General features: G+C 44.2%; 15 protein-coding genes. 7 read left to right on the plus strand and 8 right to left on the minus strand.

All coding sequences use genetic code 11. The features are described 5' to 3' along the window. Positions 1-9 precede the first annotated feature (9 nt). From BMX95_RS18075 to BMX95_RS18100, 6 genes are all read right to left on the minus strand, one after another. Positions 10-1,293, minus strand: a complete 1,284-nt coding sequence (locus BMX95_RS18075) for a DUF5690 family protein (protein ID WP_081202636.1) — start codon at positions 1,291-1,293, stop codon at positions 10-12. Between the two features lie 2 nt (positions 1,294-1,295). Next, positions 1,296-1,958: an HAD-IA family hydrolase gene (locus BMX95_RS18080; RefSeq protein ID WP_165759021.1), complete on the minus strand. Its 663-nt coding sequence runs from the start codon at positions 1,956-1,958 to the stop codon at positions 1,296-1,298. Between the two features lie 26 nt (positions 1,959-1,984). Next, a complete protein-coding gene (locus tag BMX95_RS18085; protein WP_081202634.1) occupies positions 1,985-2,557 on the minus strand; it encodes an HD domain-containing protein in 573 nt (190 codons plus the stop codon). Between the two features lie 76 nt (positions 2,558-2,633). Continuing rightward, on the minus strand, positions 2,634-4,217 hold the full coding sequence (locus BMX95_RS18090; RefSeq protein WP_081202633.1) for a SusD/RagB family nutrient-binding outer membrane lipoprotein: 1,584 nt from the start codon (positions 4,215-4,217) through the stop codon (positions 2,634-2,636). A 101-nt stretch (positions 4,218-4,318) separates the two neighbouring features. After that, positions 4,319-7,642, minus strand: a complete 3,324-nt coding sequence (locus tag BMX95_RS18095) for a SusC/RagA family TonB-linked outer membrane protein (protein WP_081202632.1) — start codon at positions 7,640-7,642, stop codon at positions 4,319-4,321. 300 nt (positions 7,643-7,942) lie between these two features. Then, positions 7,943-8,512, minus strand: a complete 570-nt coding sequence (locus BMX95_RS18100; protein WP_081202631.1) for a helix-turn-helix domain-containing protein — start codon at positions 8,510-8,512, stop codon at positions 7,943-7,945. A 226-nt stretch (positions 8,513-8,738) separates the two neighbouring features. Between BMX95_RS18100 and BMX95_RS18105 the strand changes: the two genes are divergently transcribed. Both BMX95_RS18105 and BMX95_RS18110 read left to right on the plus strand, forming a co-directional pair. Further along, the gene (locus tag BMX95_RS18105) at positions 8,739-9,347 is read left to right on the plus strand and encodes a phosphatase PAP2 family protein (protein WP_081202630.1); all 609 of its coding nucleotides are present in this window, start codon (positions 8,739-8,741) and stop codon (positions 9,345-9,347) included. A gap of 22 nt (positions 9,348-9,369) precedes the next feature. Then, on the plus strand, positions 9,370-11,163 hold the full coding sequence (locus BMX95_RS18110; protein ID WP_081202629.1) for an ArnT family glycosyltransferase: 1,794 nt from the start codon (positions 9,370-9,372) through the stop codon (positions 11,161-11,163). On the opposite strand, the gene BMX95_RS18115 is transcribed toward BMX95_RS18110, so the two are convergent. Both BMX95_RS18115 and BMX95_RS18120 read right to left on the minus strand, forming a co-directional pair. Beyond that, positions 11,056-11,733 carry an esterase family protein gene (locus tag BMX95_RS18115; RefSeq protein ID WP_242673193.1) on the minus strand — a complete coding sequence of 226 codons (678 nt, stop codon included), beginning with the start codon at positions 11,731-11,733 and terminating at the stop codon, positions 11,056-11,058. The two genes, BMX95_RS18110 and BMX95_RS18115, sit on opposite strands and share 108 nt — an antisense overlap. Before the next feature lie 97 nt (positions 11,734-11,830). Then, positions 11,831-12,436, minus strand: a complete 606-nt coding sequence (locus tag BMX95_RS18120; protein WP_081202627.1) for a GDSL-type esterase/lipase family protein — start codon at positions 12,434-12,436, stop codon at positions 11,831-11,833. A 168-nt stretch (positions 12,437-12,604) separates the two neighbouring features. Between BMX95_RS18120 and BMX95_RS18125 the strand changes: the two genes are divergently transcribed. The 5 genes from BMX95_RS18125 (at position 12,605) to BMX95_RS18145 (ending at position 18,336) form a co-directional block, all read left to right on the plus strand. Further along, positions 12,605-13,255 carry a phosphatase PAP2 family protein gene (locus BMX95_RS18125; RefSeq protein ID WP_165759020.1) on the plus strand — a complete coding sequence of 217 codons (651 nt, stop codon included), beginning with the start codon at positions 12,605-12,607 and terminating at the stop codon, positions 13,253-13,255. Positions 13,256-13,271: 16 nt separating this feature from the next. Then, complete coding sequence (locus BMX95_RS18130; protein ID WP_081202625.1) at positions 13,272-14,192, plus strand: lysylphosphatidylglycerol synthase transmembrane domain-containing protein; 921 nt, start codon at positions 13,272-13,274, stop codon at positions 14,190-14,192. Continuing rightward, a complete protein-coding gene (locus BMX95_RS18135) occupies positions 14,173-15,753 on the plus strand; it encodes an ArnT family glycosyltransferase (protein ID WP_081202624.1) in 1,581 nt (526 codons plus the stop codon). The genes BMX95_RS18130 and BMX95_RS18135 overlap by 20 nt, the downstream gene beginning before the upstream one ends. Before the next feature lie 590 nt (positions 15,754-16,343). Continuing rightward, positions 16,344-16,946: an RNA polymerase sigma factor gene (locus BMX95_RS18140; RefSeq protein ID WP_165759019.1), complete on the plus strand. Its 603-nt coding sequence runs from the start codon at positions 16,344-16,346 to the stop codon at positions 16,944-16,946. A 145-nt stretch (positions 16,947-17,091) separates the two neighbouring features. Next, complete coding sequence (locus BMX95_RS18145; RefSeq protein WP_081202622.1) at positions 17,092-18,336, plus strand: FecR family protein; 1,245 nt, start codon at positions 17,092-17,094, stop codon at positions 18,334-18,336. Positions 18,337-18,372 lie beyond the last annotated feature (36 nt).

Genomic DNA, 18,372 nt, shown 5'->3' on the forward strand with positions numbered 1-18,372 from the left:
AGTTGGTTTTTACAGTTGTGCAATCCTGTTTTTATCTTTATCCCTTTGGGTAAAATACAGCCAGGAATAAACGGTACCCGATAATCCAGCCATAGAAAAAATAACCACACATATGGGATAGAATTGCGTCCAGGTTAATTGCAAATGCAATACTTCTTTTGATAACATCACTGCTGAACTGCCCAGGTAACCCCAGGCGTCTACCACATAGATCAGAAATCCCACATTACCTGCTACTTTAAAAGCCGCAATCAGCCGTTCAAAAAATATACAATTAAAGGGAATGTATCCCATATACAAACCCAGTCCGGCCAGTTGCATCCACAACAAGCCATTAAGCATTCCTGTTATAAACAAGGCCGATGAAATACCAGCCAGTAAAAAACCTATGATCACTACTACGTGAACCAGTTTTAATGCGCGGATATTGCTGCGGACAAATACAAGCAGGCTCATTACCAGTAGTATCACCAGGGAAATAGTTGTTTCTGTTTGGGTGAAGATGGCGGGTTTTGATCCATAACCCAGTTCGCTGAAAATATTCACCATAAAATTGTCCCTTACATCCCGCATAATAGTCAGGAACAAATAGGCCAGGGTTACGGCTACAACCCCACTGCCAAATTGAACAAAGAACGCACGGCGTTCCTTACGCGTCATGGGTTGCCGCCTGGTTCTTTCCTGTACATCGCTTTCATCGGGCGCAGGTGTTCTTTCCAACAAATAAAAAAGACCAATCAGGGGTACTACAAACAAAAGTCCTGTTACAAATGCCAGCCATTGTTCGGGCACGTACCAGTCGTCACGCACCCACAGGGCTACCGAACGGGTAAAACCGCCGGCAAAAATGAAACTCACCGCCATTACGGCCCCTATAAAATCGGTGGCCCGCCTGCCTTCTACATAACTGAAAACAATGCCCCACATAAAGCCCAGCATAAAGCCATTTACAAACAAACAAAGCATGCCCCATGGAGCGGGCACCAGGCCAAAAACACCCAAACTCAGCCAGGCTGTTCCTATTAACAGGGCGCTTGTTTTCCAGCGCCCATAGCGTTTTAGTTCGGCTATGAACCGGATGCCAAAAAATTTACTCAGCATATATCCCAGGCCCTGGCTTATAATGAGCAGGGTCTGGTATTTTATACCGGCAAAACTCAGGTCATTGAAGGTGGCTACGGTAAATGGCTTTCGGTACGCATACACCGAAGTATACGCCAGAAACGCCACAACAGCCATCAGCACGGAAGTGCTGACCTGCTTTTTTGTATAAACTGGTGATAGCGTGATCATTTTTATAATAATGCGGGTAATTCAGCCAGACTATCGATAATATGATCTGGCTTGTACAACTCCAATTCCGGGCGGGTATAAGCCCCGGTAGTAACACTTATAACCAAACCGCAACCTGCGTTTCGCCCTTCTTCCACGTCTACCCTGGTATCTCCTACTTTTACCACCGCTTTGCTTTCTGTTATATGCAGTTGCTGCATGATGGCTTGCAGCATATATGGATGCGGGCGTCCTTCAGGCACTTCATCACTACAGATCACCACATCTATTATATCGGGTGTATTCCATTGCAGGCGTTTCAATACAGCATTGGTCACAGACCGCGTAAAACCGGTATTGAGGGCTATTTTTATACCCTGTTGTTTCAACTGCTGAAAAGTTTCCGCTGCGTATGGCAGGGGTTCCAGATCAGGAGCGCTTTTATACAGCTCGAGTATATTACGGATAAACGCTTCATGGATCTGTGCTATCAATTCCTCATTGCTGTCATCGGGTACCAGCATTTTAATAGCGTCTACCTTTCTGAATCCCATTACATGATTAACCGCATCAGCCGGTATATCCATATTGAATTCCCCGAAGGCATCGATAAACGCCCTGGCCACAAGACCAGTATCCCTTACGGTAGTACCAGCAATATCAAAGACTACTAATTGTATATTCATATTTCTTAAATAATGATGCATATGTTTTATACAGTGATCAAATGCCGTACAATCATCTCCCTGTACCTATCCAATTCCCCCACCTGCAGAAACTCCACCTTCGCTACATCATCCCAATGCCGCATTTGTACTATGAGATGAAAAAGCGGATGTTGTTCAAAGGCGAAGGCTTCATCTGTAAGCATGGGACCACCCTGGTATTCCAGTGTTTTCTTACTGGCTTCCGATAACTGTTCAAAATACAGCGGATCTTTCCAGGTGAGGTACCGTTTGGCTTCTACATGCGATTCAACCAACCGGGACAATCTTTTCGAAAAACCTTTCTCCCTTAAAAAATCAGCCCCTATTGCTTCATGGTCTTTGATGCCCCAGCCACCCATGGCATTGTGCTCCTGTGCAGCTACGCATATATGTCCTATGTCGTGCAGAAAGGCAGCCAATATTACCTCTTCCTCATAGCCCTCCTTTTCGGCCAACCGTGCAGCCTGTACCATGTGCTCCAGCTGTGTCACTTTCTCTCCGGCATATTCAGATCCGCCATATTGTTTATACAGCTGAATGATTTCGTTGGCAATATTGGTTGCCTGTATACTGTTCATACTGTTGTCTTTTAATAACAAAAACCAGAGACTCAGGATTTGAACCCCGAGTCCTGGATCTTTAGCCTTTGTGGTTTTATTTTATGATCCACATAACGCCGTTGATATCGTCATTACCGTTGAACTGACTTTGCAATGCTTTTGTATAATTGGTTGTATTCCCTGCCTTTTCTGGCGCCGGGTATTGAAAGCGCGTGGCTATACGGCCACTATTGCCGGTACCGGGCCCGGTTGTAAAATTGGGCACCCCCGTACGGCGATACGTGAAATACGATTCCAAACCTGAATGACGGAACAACGCCAGGTATTTCTGATTTAGGATCTGGGTGATACCAGCTGTGTTGTTACCGGCGTAAGTAACGGCAGTTTGCGCATAGTAGTTATTGAAGTTTACCGTAATAGCCGCTGTATCATATTTGGCATCTGACCCACCCGGACTGCCTGCTTTTATAAAGAGGGCATTGAATTTACCGGTTTCAGGGATGTTATAATAAGCCATGGAAGTTTTAATACCCGCTATATAATAATCTTCAGCAGAACCCTTGGCCCCTGCATTGGCCCAGCCCCGCGCAATGCCTTCCGCTATATTGAAACACATTTCTGCATATCCGATCTGGATCGAAGGTTCGCCCAAATAAGTTTGATAATAATGCCTGCGGTTAATAAGTGAATATTGCCCGCCATTGGCTTTTATATACATCGCACCCAGGTCTTCACCCGGACTGGCTCCCAAAAACGCACTGTAGCTGGTTGGACTATTACCAGACTTCACCAGGTCTGCAGCCGGCTCTGCGGTTACAAATACCCGTGGGTCCTGTAACTGGGTCAACAATCCTATGTAAGTACCAGAGGTGTTATAACGTGATCCATCGAACCCGAAGGTCCCGGGGTTCATTGGGTAATAATTGCCGGGGGCCACATAAACAAACTGCAGGTTATCCGAAGCGTCTGTCATTACAGGATACTTCGCATTATCCGAAAGAATGGTGGCAAACTGCTGTTTTACGTTAAGGTCTGCATCGTCGGTTCTTTTGCTTAAATGCAGCAACAGTCGGATCCGGTACGTATTTACCAGTTTTTGCCATTTTGATAGATCATTACCATAATAGAAATCCCTTTCCAGTGTATTATCATTCACTGCTATTAACTGGGCCAGTTCATTATTACAACTGTCAAGCCACAGCAATGATTGCTGGAAGATCTTTTTTTGCGACTCATAGTCAGGGGTAAAATTTGCCCTGCCCTGTAACGCATTTGTCATAGGCAGATCACCCATGGCCAGGCTCATTTTTGTAAAGAAATAAGCTTTGAAGAATTTAGCCAGCGTTGTGTATGGGTTCAAAGCTGCGGCACCTCCTTTCATGACTTCCTCTTCCATCTTTACCACATTCTTCAGTGTTGCGTAATAGTCATCACCCGCTCCGAAGTCGTAGCGATTGTTGCCATAATAATCATAATTACAGCAATAATACTGGCACCAGCGTTCTTTCATGGTGGAAGGGGCGTCGTACATATTGTACAAAATACCGTTCAACAACAGCGACGCCTGTACAGTAGCCGGCTTGTTATCGTTTTTGTTCATGTCGTTAAACGACTTCTTGCAAGCAGTAGCAGCCAGTACAGTTGCAAGTAACAAAGGGATATATAGCGTATATTTCATTATAGTTATGTTTTTATCAAGCAAGGGTATGTTTCAGGTTCCACGGTTCAGGTTCCTGGGCTCTCTAAAACCTGTAACCTGCAACTTGAAACTTGTAACTACTAAAATGCCAGGTTCAGGTTTACTCCATAACGACGGGTAGTGGGCGACTGCAAACCGGAAGCCCCTGTTGCATAATTGAATTGGTCCAGGTCTACGTCTTTGAACCGTTTGTCTTTATAGAAATAAATAAGGTTACGGCCAATGAGCGAAATGCTGGCCCGGTCAATGAATGATTTCTTTAACAGGCTTGTTGGCAGATCGTAGGTAAGTGTTACTTCGCGCAGCTTGGCAAATGTTTTGCTCATCAGGTTGGCTTCATCGATGCCATAGTACTTACTTACATAATCCTGCACATGAGTTACCGTTTTATTGTCGCTAAACTGCAGGTCTTTGTAGTTGAGGATGGCGCCATTGTTATCGAAGTTGATAGGCACCCCATTCGAAACCACCACTCCTTCCCCTACATATACACCCGGGAAGTTTTTATCACCGGAATGATCATTGTCTGCTTTACGGGCAACACCTAAAGCGCCCTGTACGGTTTCAATATTACGGCCGCCGCGCATGGTCTTGTTGTGTAAATAATCGGTAGTAACACCGCCTACACTTCCATCGAACTGAAAGCCCAGGGTAAACCCTTTATAACCAACCTTGTTGTAAATGCTCCACGCATAATCCGCATTCAGGTAACCGAGGAATTGATTCACGGGGTTTTGCAGTGGTTTACCGGCATCATCATTTATAATTTTTCCATCCGCTGTTTTTGCGAAGGCGGTTGTGTACAGTTTATCTACGCGATCGCCGGTTTTAAAATAGGTTTGATAGGTTGATTGTCCGGGTGGCAGCTCTTTGTATTTGTCCTGGAAGGTTGACCAGTTCACTGTTACATCCCAGAACAGGCCATTGGTCATTTTGAGCGGCGTCCCATTCAGTGACAATTCATACCCGCTTTTCTGGGTTGTAAGGGCATTCAGGTAATAATAATTGTAACCACTGGCTGTTGAGATCGGGTTGGCCAGAATACGCGGACCGTCTATATACTGAAAAGCGGTAGCGCTTGCCCCTAACCTGTTTTGCAACAGTTTAATGTCAAAGCCTTCTTCAAAATTCTTCCGGTTGAAAGTTTTAATGTTCGGGTCGTACAGGTTATTGGTATAAGCTGCGGCTGACTGGTTGTTGTAAGGCTTGTTGGTAGAATATACAGCGGCCAGTGAATAATCGGGTCCGCCGTAGGGAGACTGGTAATTACTACCATAACCCAGCACATAATCGTTCAGGGAATTACCAGAAGGGGTAGCACCCAGGGCCGAGATGGTAGAAAACGGTGTCATTCCAATTGTAGGCGAAGTAGCATCGCCATGCACGGTAGCAAACGAACCTCTTACTTTCAGGTAGGAGATCGCTGCTGGCAGGTTCATATAATCGGAGAGAACGGATGCTGCAGAAATGGCCGGATAAAAATAGCTATTGTGTTCTTTTGGCAATGCCGATGATTTATCTAAACGGCCGTTGATAGAAAGCGTGGCATATTTATCGAACGCCACATCCAGCGAATAATAAGCACTGTACACCCGCATATCTGAAGAGAAACTGCTGGCCTGTACGGGATTCAATGTGTTGCTGAAAGTATATACACCTGGCACCGTCATGTAATCGGTAGAGGTAAAGGTGGAGTTATATGTAAACGATCTTACATTGCTACCTACCAATCCCGACAGGTTCAGGAATTTGTTTACATTGTAATTATAGTGCAACAACAATTCCGTATTATTTTCAAACAGGTTGCGATGGTCTTCGCGATAATCACCCAGTGCCCCTTCCCGGCCGTATGGGTGGGCAGAGAATGGCATGCTTTCTGTTCTCAGCAAACCATAGGTAGTAGCCTGGGTACGGGCTGTTACATTCAGGTTGTTATTGATCTTGAAATTGGCCGACACATACCCGAACAGGTCATTCTTATAATGGCCACGTAACCATTCTTTCACCATGAACCAGGGATTGTGGTAACGCTGGTATTCAGCAAATACCGACTGCAGCCCCAGCTTCGATGGGTTCCAGATGGCTTTAATATCGGGCGATTCTACATCCCAGTCAGCCCCTGTCCAGATCCCAACGTTATAGATCAAACTGTTTGGGCCGTAATCCACGTCAGGGAAATTAGGGGTGTATTGCCTGTTATAATTTACATTGGCTTCAATTTTCAATCGGGGATTCACATTTACACCGGCATACACATTGAAATTCGTAATATTCAAACCCATGTTAGGGATAATACTTTGCTGGTAAGAATGCGACATCGAAAACCGTGCGTTGTAATTGTCGCCGGAAGTGCTCAAAGACACGTTGTTGGTAGATTGAAAACCGGTACGCAAAAAACGGCCAAGGTTGTTTACACCACGGGCGATCCAGGGCGTTGGTTTTATATGGCCCTTATAATCCTGGTCATGACCCCCAGGATAAGTAGTCGTATAGGTTTGATTAGGATCGTATTCGCCATCATACTGCGGTATCAGCTGGCCTTCAAAGCGAGGGCCCCATACATCATAGTCGTTGTCGTTTTTACCACCGCCTTTACCGTTGCCAAAGGCATACAAGGCATTCTCACCAGGCCCATATTCATCCTGTACACGTGGAAAGGCAAGAAAACCTTTATCGATAGAATTGGTTGAATTAACTTCTACTGTAAATCCTTTCTTTGCTTTAGTGCCTTTCTTCATGGTAATGAGAATGGCACCATACTGGGCCCGGCTGCCATACAACGCAGCGGCAGCTGGTCCTTTCAAAACGGTATAGGATTCAATATCATCGGGACTGATATTCCAGGTATCGGTACTGATAGGAATACCATCTACCACATACAAATTAATTTCATTACCCCGTAACAATACGGTTGGCTTGCGTAATAACTCGGCAGAAGGACCTACCGACAAGCCGGCTACTTTACCGGTTAAACCTGTGATCGGGTTCTGATCACGGGCCTTCACCAGGATATCGCCTTTCACTTCCTGTACGGCATAGCCGAGTTTTTTGATCTCTTTTTTTACCCCCAGGGCAGTTACTACCACTTCATCCAAACCCCTGGTAGTTTCGTTGAGTGTGATCGTTAGGTTGCTTTCACCGGTAATTTTGATTTGTTTGGCATCAAAACCAACGCCGCTGATCACAAGCAGGTCGCCTTCTTTTACCTGTAAGGTAAAGACGCCTTCTTCATTGCTGGAGGTTCCGGTATTGGACCCTTTTATAAGCACAGATGCACCGGAAATAGGTGCGTTATCCTTTGCGGATACCACCTTTCCGGTTATAGATCGCTGTGCCTGTACTAAAAAAGGAATGACTAGTAGCCAAAGGAATATCGTGGCTCTTTTAAAGGTTTGTAGCCCCATAAAACAGTTTTTTGTATTGACTAGTGTGCAGAATTTCTTCGACAACGAAAGTAGAAGGGTACTATAAAGGAAGTGTTAAAGCTATTTTAATAAAACATTAATTGTATACATATACTAAACATATGTATAGTATACATAAATACTACATATAGACATTAGTTGATGGGTTGATCGAGTGTGGCTTTTACATAAAAAAAGTGCCACTGTCTGTTACAGTGACACTTTTTAATGGAGTTAGTTAGTGTTTGTTTTAAGGAATCCCCTCCTGGGAGGGGCAGGGGTGGGTATATAATGTAAAAATCAAAAAAGATAAACTACCAACAAGGACGCGTCTGAGTTACCTATATTACGTAACCGATGCCGGGCGCGGCCATCGAAGAACAAGGTATCGCCGGCTTCCAGGGTGAATTTTTCTTTTTCGATCTCATACTCGATCTTTCCTTTTAATACATGTTTGCATTCAAAGGCATCGGTACGGATCATTTGTTTTCTTCCGGCTCCCTTTTTTAATTCCAGTAATACAAAATCTACCGCCTGGGTTATAAGGCTTTTTGTTAATATGCGTTTGTAGGAAAATCCTTTTACCGGTTCTTTCTCAAAGGCCTTTTCTTCGCCTTTGCGTATTATTAATACATGTCCGTTGGTAAAATGCTCATGCATATCGTCGAAGAAGGTTTTTATATCTTCATTCAACCCATGTATTAAATTAAACAAAACCGGTAAGGAAGGAACGGTACGGTTGTTTTCGATCTGGGAAATCAAACCTTTGGTAACGCCTGCCCTGTTGGCCAATTCTTCGAGCGTAATGTTTTTATCGGTGCGTTTTGATTTTATGTGCTGACCGATCAATAGAATTAAATCTTCGTGCATAGCTATACTTAATGAAAAACAATTTATGATATACGAAAATAAGACGTGCAATTCAATTTATCCTTTTACTGGCACAGACGGTACCATGTTAAGCCATTGTTAAGAACAATGTTGAATGAACAATTATACCATCCAATCTTCCACGTATATGATCATACACATTTAATATAAGGGTAAAAGTTACATCATATGGGTCGATTACTTTCACAATTAAATTTTACCAGGAATGTATTTTTTTGACTGGCTCGACCATATAGACAAGATTGCTTTCACCTTCATTCACCGGGACATGAGCGCCCGCTGGCTCGACTTCTTCATGTTGTTGCTGCGCAATCAATACACCTGGATTCCCCTGTATATATTCATGCTTTACTGGGCCTTCCGGCTCGACAGGCCTACCGGGTTAAAATTTGTCTGTTTAACATTGTTAACTTTTGCCATTACTGATTTTACCAGCGGCACTATTCTTAAATATCATTTTGAACGGTTACGTCCCTGTTACGATGAGGACATGACTACCGTTATCCGTGGTATCATTGGTTGTGGTGGAAAATACTCTTTCCCTTCTTCACATGCTTCCAATCATTTTGGACTGGCAACATTCTGGTATCTTACTGTGCTGCATGTTAAGCAGCAAAAATGGCACTGGCTGTGGTTTTGGGCATTTGCCATCTGCTTCGCACAAGTATACGTGGGCAAACATTTTCCATTAGACATAGTAGGCGGCGCGGTATTGGGCATGGTGGCCGGTTTATGTGTCTTTAAATTATTTGAGGCCTGGGTTAAACGGGACTATGATAAGTATTTAAAAAATCCTTCCTTAAGTTTGCCCTAGGTTTTAATAATTTGTAAATAGTATGAGTTTGTCACCCTCTCCGGAGCAGCAAAAAAAGTCCGCATATCCTTTAGATACCTGGTTTACCTGGTTAACCATTATTGGCATTCTTGTTAATGCCAGTGGCTTATTATTACCTATTCTTGAACCGGATGGCGCTTTATATGCCACCATTGCCAAAAACATGGCGCAAAGCGGCGACTTTGTAAAGTTGATGATGGAAGGCAATGACTGGCTCGACAAACCCCATTTCCCCTTCTGGATAACGGCCATAAGTTTCAAGCTGTTTGGCATTAATTCATTTGCGTATAAATTACCCGGCTTGTTGTTCTGGATGGCGGGTATTTATTATACCTATGCGTTCGCCAATAAATTATACAATAAGCAAACGGCACAATGGGCCGTGCTTATTTATATTTCCGTTGAGCATTTGATCCTTTCCAATAACGATGTTCGGGCTGAACCATTTTTAACCGGATTAATGATCGGCGCCGCCTATTATTATTACCTGGCTTATCGCGATAACAAATTCAAAAATTATATAGCGGGTTCTTTATTACTGGCATTCGCCATAATGACCAAGGGCATCTTTATCGGCTGCATGGTGCTGGCGGGTTTTGTAATTGAATGGATCATTAAAAAAGACTGGAAACAATTCCTCAATTATCGCTGGTATGTAAGCCTGCTAATGGTGCTGGTGTTTATACTGCCCGAGTTGATCACGCTGTATCTTCAGTTTGACCAACATCCCGAAAAGCTGGTCTTTGGGCAACATAATGTATCGGGCGTCCGCTTCTTTTTCTGGGATAGCCAGTTCGGCCGCTTTTTTAACAACGGCCCAATTAAAGGTTCCGGTGATAAATTTTTCTTTTTTCATACGCTACTATGGGCTTTCCTGCCCTGGTCTATCATCCTATACCTGTTGGTGGGTTCAGCCCTGAAAAATTATAAAACCATCTTCTCAAAGGATGGGAATTATATTTGTAGTGGCATTTCCCTGGCCGGCTTCCTGGTATTCTCGATATCCCGTTTTCAGTTACCACATTATACCAATATCCTGTACCCGTTTTTTGCCATTGTAGTAGCCAACTGGCTGTTGAACCTGAAGCACAAGGGATTATTGAAAGCGATCACCTATAGCCAGAACACCTTGTATTACCTGCTTTTTGCAGCTTGTATCGGGTTGACATTTTTAGTGAACCTGCCTTACAAGATCCCGGCAATTGTTATGCTGGCGCTTTTGGCGTTTGCCATGGTGCGGTTTTTCTCAGGCAATTCCCTGCAGCATATATTGACCAGGTCATTTGGTGTAATAATGGTGGTAAACCTGTTTTTGAACGGGTTGTTTTATCCTACCCTGTTTCAATACCAATGTGGCAATGCAGTGGCGGCTTCGCTGAATGCACAGCGGCAGCAACATGTGTATATGTTCAATAATGTATCATCGGAATATGCCTTCCAGTTTTATTACAAAGGCACCATACATACCATAGATCCGCAGCAGCTGGATACCCTCAAAAACAATATTGTGGCCTATACTTCACAGGAAAAAGTAGATGCTTTAAAAAAGATGGGATACCAGGTGCGCGTAGTGGAGCAATTTTCGCATTTCCACATCAGCCAGATGACGGGCAAATTCCTGAATTACAAAAAGCGCGACCAGGTATTGGAGCATTATGTAATTGCCTCTATACAACCGTGGCACGGTTCACAAATACAAGCGCACCATTTTTCGCCAGTGGTAGGGCCGGTGGGCTTCATCGTCCCACACATACAGGGTGTGCTGAATAGCTTTGCTGGTAAGCACCGCGCTTAAATGCAGGTTGTTTTCATAAAAGGGATCTTCCTTGCCCACTACCATGCTGATAGCTAGTTTGCGGATCTTTTCCAGCAACGTCACATCGGTTAAATTGGGCATATACATACTGGGCATGTTGTAATAGATATGCTCATCGATATACCCATTGAACAGGTCGGGAAATGTTTGTGCAGACAAGGTAAGATCGTACCGGGCACTCATGGACACTACCTTATTAAAATATTCGGGGTACCTGAAGGCAATGTTCATAGCATGATACCCACCTAAACTACAGCCGGCCGCCGTGAGTGAAGTGAATTTAGGCCTGAACATGATGAGAGGCAATACTTCCTGCAAAATATAATGCTCGTACTGCAGGTGCCGGGCAATTTTTTCCCTGGGTTGAATGGGAGCATAAAAGCTTTCTATGTCAACACTGTCTACACAAAACAATTGCAGTTCCCCCTGCTCTATTTTATCGCGTAAGGCTTCTACAATTTTCCAGTTCTCATAATCATAAAAGCGAGCCGTGCGGGTGGGAAAAAAAAGCACTGATTCACCGGCATGACCGAAAACAAGCAGTTCCATGTGCCTGTATAAGGAGGGGCTAAACCACTTATAATACTTTCGCGTCATTACTTACTCAAATGACAGGTAATTTCAGCAAAAAGCTGTTACATGCCTGTTATGAAATTTTGAAGATTGTTGCAAAATGCTGCAGCAATACATCTTTCCAGATAAGATACCCCTTTCTGGTCAAATGCAGGCCATCTGCCTCATACAGATCTTTTACCGGCATTCCATTGGTATCCAGCATGTGATCGAACACGTCGAGGTAATAATATTTACCATTGTATTTTTCGATCTCAGCCCTGATCAGCTGATTGGCATACCGTACTGTTTTCTCCAGGTTCCAGCGGGTAATGCTGGGTTTTATGGAAATGTAGGTCATAGGCACATTGGGGAACCGTCTTTGCAAACAAGCCAGGAACTGGCAGAAGAAAATATATACTTCTTCGGCAGTGCGGCCATCACCCAAATCGTTTTCGCCGGCATAACAAACAATGTGATGGGGCGTATAAGGTTCCATGATGCGATCAAAGAACCAAACGCAGGCAGCCAGGGTGGAACCGCCAAAACCCAAATTAACAGGGTGAAGCGGTTTCAGGTCCTCGTACATATCTACCCATAATCTAATAGAGGAACTGCCATAAAAAATGGTTTCGGGTGTGTATGGTAAAGTTCCTTTTAATGCTTCCAGTTTTTTGACGTCGTTTTCGTACCAGGTCATGTGATTGAATTACTTATAACAATTTACCCCTTGGGGTACCGTAAATTTAGCGTCGAAATTACAGTAATTACTAATGTTATGGCACCTGTTCTCCACAATGTGCGTAACATACTGATAACGTTGCTGTAACATTCTGGTAGTACGCCCGGGATAAATTTGTCAAAAACCGTGAAGGGATTTATTCGTATATGTAAAGCCGATCCTGTATTCTGGAGTGTTTTGCTTATCGTACTTACCATAAGCGGAATCAGTCTTTCCATCTTTTCTTCCAGAGCAATTTTTTTTGGTCTTAATTCAATCCATACGCTATACCTGGATACTTTTTTTCAGAATTACACTTTATTGGGTGATGGCGTTTTCTCCATCGCCATTTTTTTAATTCTGCTGCTGGCCGAAAGATCTGCCCTGGCTATGCAGGTGATCACGGCCTACCTGTTTTCAGGCATTGTTTCCCAAATACTGAAACGGGCATTTCATGCACCCCGGCCGCATGCTATTATTTCAAATGCCGAGTACCCCTGGTTTGTTGAAGGCATCACCAATACCGGTATGACCAGTTTTCCATCGGGCCATACCACTTCTGTTTTTGCCCTGGCCACCATCCTTGCCCTGAACACTACCGATAAGCGGTTTTCACTTATTTACCTGGTCACAGCCATCATTACCGGGTATTCCCGCATTTACCTGGGACAACACTTCCTGGCCGATGTAACTGCCGGTGCTTTAATTGGAACCCTGTCGGGGTTGCTGGTATACTGGTATTTGCGCCAGGTGAAAGTGGAATGGGTAAGCGTGAGAAAAGAGTCCTATTCGATTTAAAATTAAATAAAGTTTCATGATCCTTACATTCCGTATGCCGTCTGAAAAGGTTCGAAAATGGTTGAAACTGTTAATCAAGATCGTTATCACGGCACTGTGCATTTGGTACATTTCTCATAAGATCGATCTCAAGAAATTGTCGGGAGTCCTTGTATTGGCCAATCCATTATGGATCCTATTGTCGATCGGCGCTTTTATGTTCTCCAAACTGTTGTCGTCTATCAGGTTGAATGTTTATTTCCGTAATATCGATATACACCTGCCAGAATGGACGAATATCCGGTTGTACTGGCTGGGCATGTTCTACAACCTGTTCCTGCCGGGTTCTATCAGCGGCGATGCGTATAAAGTAGTGCGGCTTACCAAAGAGTATAATGTAGCGTATAAAAAAACAACTGCTGCTGTATTGCTCGACCGCTTCAGCGGTTTACTGGCCCTGGGTCTGTTGCTGGGTATTTTCTGGTTCATTTCTTTTAAAGGTGGTTACTATAGTTACTGGTTGATGGCAGGGATCCTGTTAAGCATGCCGGTTTTCTATTTCCTGATTAAAATATTCTTTCCCTATTTCCTGCCGGGCTTCCTCCCCACTTTTGCCTGGGGACTTGCGGTACAGATCTTTCAGGTGGTTTGTATGTATTGCATTTTACAGGCGTTACATATCCATGCCCATACCGAACAGTACATGCTCATATTTTTAATTTCCTCGGTAGTGGCGGTATTACCTTTCACCATTGGCGGATTAGGCGCCCGGGAAGTTGTATTTTTGTGGGGCGCGCATATTTTTGGCCTGGATCATACCGTATCCGTAATGGCCAGCCTGCTGTTCTATGGCGCTACTGTAGCTTCTTCCCTACCCGGATTACCCTTTATTTTTATAGATCCTTTAAAAACCACGCCAAAACCTGCACCGCAACTGTATGCTACAACAATGGAATAATGCGCTCCTGCAATTACGCAACAACAAAATAACCTGGCTATTTATCATTGCTGCTGTTTTGTTATTTACCGGTATCGGTTCCACCCCCATGTATATTCTGGATGAAGCCCGTAATGCCCAGGCTGCCCGGGAAATGATGGACCGCCACGACTGGATAGTACCCACCTTCAATGGCGAACTGCGCGCACATAAACCGCCGCTGCATTATTATTTTATGCAGCTGGCCTACCATGTATTTGGGATGAACGCTTTTGCCGCCCGTTTTTTTTCCGCCTTGTTTGGCTGGTTAACTATATGGATTACCTGGTACTTTACCCGGCGCTTTGTAAGTTATGGCACCGCCATCTGGGCTGTAGCCGCCTTATTGGTAAGCACCCATTTTCTGTTCGAATTCCGCATGTCGGTTCCAGACCCCTACCTGATCTTTTTTATAACGGCCGGTATTCTCTGCTTTTATGCCTATGCACAGGAGCGAAAGCTAAAATGGCTGATCTGCTCGGCAGTAGCTGCCGCGCTGGCTACCCTGGCCAAGGGACCGGTAGCGCTGGCATTGCCCGGCGCCGTGCTGGTATGGTGGGCCCTTTCGCAAAAGAAATACGACCTGTTGTTCTCGTGGAAAATGATCCTGTATTTCGCCGTTATCGCTATTGTTGCCTTACCCTGGTATCTGCTTGTTCACCAGGCCACGAAGGGCGAGTTTACCCGCATATTTTTCTTTGAGCATAACATTAACCGTTTTGGCGAACCAATGGAAGGCCATGGCGGTTTGTTTATCATGGTGCCCCTGTTTGTGCTGCTGGGTCTTTTACCGGTTTCGGTATTCATAGGCGAACTGGTTAAAAAAACAAAATCGTTCCATACCAACCCGTTCATCAGAATGAGTATGTATGTAACCGTTGTATTCATTGTTTTTTTCAGTTTGTCGGGAACCAAACTGCCAAACTATCCCATGCCCTGTTACCCGTTTGTGGCCATCCTGCTGGGTTATTTCATCAATAAAGTAATTACCGGGCAAAACCAGGTAAAACAATATCCTTTATGGATATTGCTTACGCTGAATGTGCTGTTATTAGCGGCAGGCTGGATAGGCCTGGGGCTTGAAACTGCCACACAGGCATTTCGTGGCTGGGCCCTGTTGTTTATAATACCGGTGGCTACTGCAGCCGGCAGCTGTTGGTACTTTAAAAAAGAAGGCCTGAAAAAAGCCATGCATGTGATCATTGCCGGTTATTCGGTATTTAACCTGCTGTTCCTGGCCATTGGTTACCCGGCTGTTTACAAACATAACCCGGTAACGAAAACGGTGCCTCTGCTGCATGCCAATGAGCAGGTGTATTCGTATAAAATTTACAATCCGGCCTTTAACTTTTATTTGAATAAATCCATTCAGGTACTGGAAGATCCGGCAGCGGTAAGCCGCGTTTTAAGCGCCCATCCGCAAGCCATTATCATTTCCCGCGAAGGTCTTTTACCCGAACTGGAAACGGTTTCCTACAAGCTGCTGGCAAAAGAACGTGACCTGTTTGAAACAGCCACCACGGTTCTGATCAGCGGAAAATAAGCAATAAGTGTATGTACCTATAAAAAGGCCCCTGGTGTTCGTATCGGGGGCTTTGCTTTTTGGCCTGGTCTGTAAATGACCTGACAAGGACCTAACAAGGACATAACAGGGACCAGACAGGGACCTGAAAAGGAATTTTTCCCTGTTTGGTCCGGACAATGTCTGTGTTTGGTCCGGGGCATTTTGTACGCCTGACACATTGGAATAAGTATTCAGATGGCAACGTAATGGCGTCAGAATGGTAGTCTTATTGCCTGGGTATTGCACCTGGATAGGCCGGGGATTGCCTGGAATCCCTATGTACGCAAGGCAATACCCAGGCAATACTTAGGCAATGTTTAGGCAATACTTAGAGAATCCCCTACAGTCTTACGGGCATTCAGCCGGGTGATACGCTTTAAAAATAAAATTATACAAACACCTGTTTGCATCTAATTAAAAATTTTTTTATACTTGCATCGCAAAAACCTTTTTCTCCCCTAAGGTTCGTGTAATTCTTCCCGCTGAAAATGAATAGGCTTTTACATAGGCACATTCTTTCAGGAACTGTTCTTTTCCCCCTATACAGGTGTAATTTTAAAATAATGCCAATGCATATCACGAGTGATCTTCTTCACAGGTTAAATAACAATGAACCGGCGGCACATGCCGATCTGTTCAAAGCTGTATTCGCCGACCTAACGGTTTTCGTTTACCGGATGATCGATAATGAAGACGAATCGGAAGATATAGCCATCTCAGCTATTACAAGACTATTAGGTAAAAAGCTCACTTTCAATGCGATTGAGCAATTAAAAGCCTACCTCTATATTTCTGCCAGGAACGGCGCCCTGAATTATTTACGAGCGGCGCAAAAAGAAGATCCCTTCAGAAGACAGTTACAGGACGATCTGCCCATTGCCGAAGATCCGGGTATCAATAAGAAATATGAAATGGACCATTTGCGCAAACTGATAGAAGCAGGTTTGGGCAAGCTGGAAAAGCAATGTGCGGCCGTGATTCGATTAACCATGCAGAATATGCAACCCGACGAAATAGCTAAAACACTGAATATTAGTCCCAATCAGGTATATACGCAAAAGTCGAAAGGGATCTCCCGGTTACGGGAATTCATTGAGCAAAATGGTGGTAAGTACGGGATTCCCGTAGTAATTATCCTATTAATGATACTGTGTAAACTCTATTTTAGTTAGAAATAAAAAAATGTTGCGCAATTTCTTAATGTTCAGCTAGTGTTCGTTGTTTCATTATGTAGAGAAGAGAACACGCTGATTTTTAGGGGACAGCGAAGAATACCAAATTAAACCTTATTTCAAACAACCTTACAAATCGATTACAATGAAAGCACTATCTGAAAACATAACCCAACTAGCATTTGGGAAAAGCGATGATGTGCCTTTGACCAGCGAAGAACAGAAAATTTGTGAGGAGTGGACGTCGGGCAAAGCATCGGAACTCATGAAGGTAGATGCCGCCGATCCCCGCCTTTTAGAATTCGTTGGACTCTATGATAAACTGGAAAACAAAAAACAGGAAGTGTGGGAAAGCATCGAGGCAACGCATTCGCTGACCCAGTCTGCCCAACAGGAAATCCCAGTTATGCAGCTGCCAACAGCCAGGATCGGCAAACGCACCTGGATGCTCGCTGCAGCCGTTTTAACAGGCAGTATTGTGGGAGTGTACGCCCTTTACCAATTTATCAATAACGATAAGAACAGCGTTATACCGGCACAGAGTATGCCTGTTGCCCAAAGATCCATTGAACCCGGCAGAATACGCGCCGTATTAACGCTGGCAGATAACAGTCAAATTGATCTGGACACCCTGCCAACCGGTATAGTAGCCTACCAGGATCAAATGGAGATCACCAAACAGCAGGATAATCAGCTGGTATACAAAGTAGCTGACAATCATAAAACAGGTACCAGAGAAGGGAACAACAGCTTAACCACCCCATATGGCGGTGAATACAAGGTTACCCTGGCCGACGGATCAATGGTATGGTTAAATGCCGGTTCGTCACTGAAGTACCCAGCCGCATTCACCGGTACAGACCGGGTGGTTGAAATTACCGGCGAAGGTTATTTTGAAGTGGCCGAAGATAAAACAAAGCCATTCCACGTAATGGCCAATGGAACAGAGGTAAAAGTATTGGGGACCCATTTCAACGTAAAGGCATATGAAGCCGACAAACAGGTAACCACTACTCTGGTGTCTGGTTCAGTAGCCATCCAACATGGAACCCTGGCATCAAACATAAAACCAAACCAACAGGCGATCGTTACAGGGGATAATATCGCGATCAGTAATAGAAGCAAAAATGAAATGGCGCAGGTGCTGGCCTGGAAAAACGGCCTGATCAACCTGGAAGGCGAATCGGTGACAACCATTCTCCAACAAATAAAACGCTGGTACAATGTTGACACGCAAATAGAAGCTGGTACCCCTGAAACCACCTCCATTTTAACTGGTACCGTTGAAAGATCGCAACCGTTACCCAAAGTGCTGGAACTGTTAAATACCAACCTGAGTGTTCGGTTTACGCTTCAGGGTTATACGGTGGTAGCAAAAGCAAAAAAATAATTACCCATTAATACACAATAAAAAAAATATTTAAAA

Origin of the sequence: Niastella yeongjuensis, assembly GCF_900110245.1 — a bacterium.
Lineage (GTDB): Bacteria > Bacteroidota > Bacteroidia > Chitinophagales > Chitinophagaceae > Niastella > Niastella yeongjuensis.

Bases quoted from the DNA above. Each gene is read 5' to 3' on its own strand.
- BMX95_RS18120 (WP_081202627.1), bottom strand. From the start codon at position 12,436: ATGACCTGGTACGAAAACGACGTCAAAAAACTGGAAGCATTAAAAGGA.
- BMX95_RS18075 (WP_081202636.1), bottom strand. From the start codon at position 1,293: ATGATCACGCTATCACCAGTTTATACAAAAAAGCAGGTCAGCACTTCC.
- BMX95_RS18085 (WP_081202634.1), bottom strand. From the start codon at position 2,557: ATGAACAGTATACAGGCAACCAATATTGCCAACGAAATCATTCAGCTG.
- BMX95_RS18100 (WP_081202631.1), bottom strand. From the start codon at position 8,512: ATGCACGAAGATTTAATTCTATTGATCGGTCAGCACATAAAATCAAAA.
- BMX95_RS18105 (WP_081202630.1), top strand. From the start codon at position 8,739: ATGTATTTTTTTGACTGGCTCGACCATATAGACAAGATTGCTTTCACC.
- BMX95_RS18090 (WP_081202633.1), bottom strand. From the start codon at position 4,217: ATGAAATATACGCTATATATCCCTTTGTTACTTGCAACTGTACTGGCT.
- BMX95_RS18110 (WP_081202629.1), top strand. From the start codon at position 9,370: ATGAGTTTGTCACCCTCTCCGGAGCAGCAAAAAAAGTCCGCATATCCT.
- BMX95_RS18115 (WP_242673193.1), bottom strand. From the start codon at position 11,733: ATGGAACTGCTTGTTTTCGGTCATGCCGGTGAATCAGTGCTTTTTTTT.
- BMX95_RS18080 (WP_165759021.1), bottom strand. From the start codon at position 1,958: ATGAATATACAATTAGTAGTCTTTGATATTGCTGGTACTACCGTAAGG.
- BMX95_RS18135 (WP_081202624.1), top strand. From the start codon at position 14,173: ATGCTACAACAATGGAATAATGCGCTCCTGCAATTACGCAACAACAAA.
- BMX95_RS18130 (WP_081202625.1), top strand. From the start codon at position 13,272: ATGATCCTTACATTCCGTATGCCGTCTGAAAAGGTTCGAAAATGGTTG.
- BMX95_RS18140 (WP_165759019.1), top strand. From the start codon at position 16,344: ATGCATATCACGAGTGATCTTCTTCACAGGTTAAATAACAATGAACCG.
- BMX95_RS18095 (WP_081202632.1), bottom strand. From the start codon at position 7,642: ATGGGGCTACAAACCTTTAAAAGAGCCACGATATTCCTTTGGCTACTA.
- BMX95_RS18145 (WP_081202622.1), top strand. From the start codon at position 17,092: ATGAAAGCACTATCTGAAAACATAACCCAACTAGCATTTGGGAAAAGC.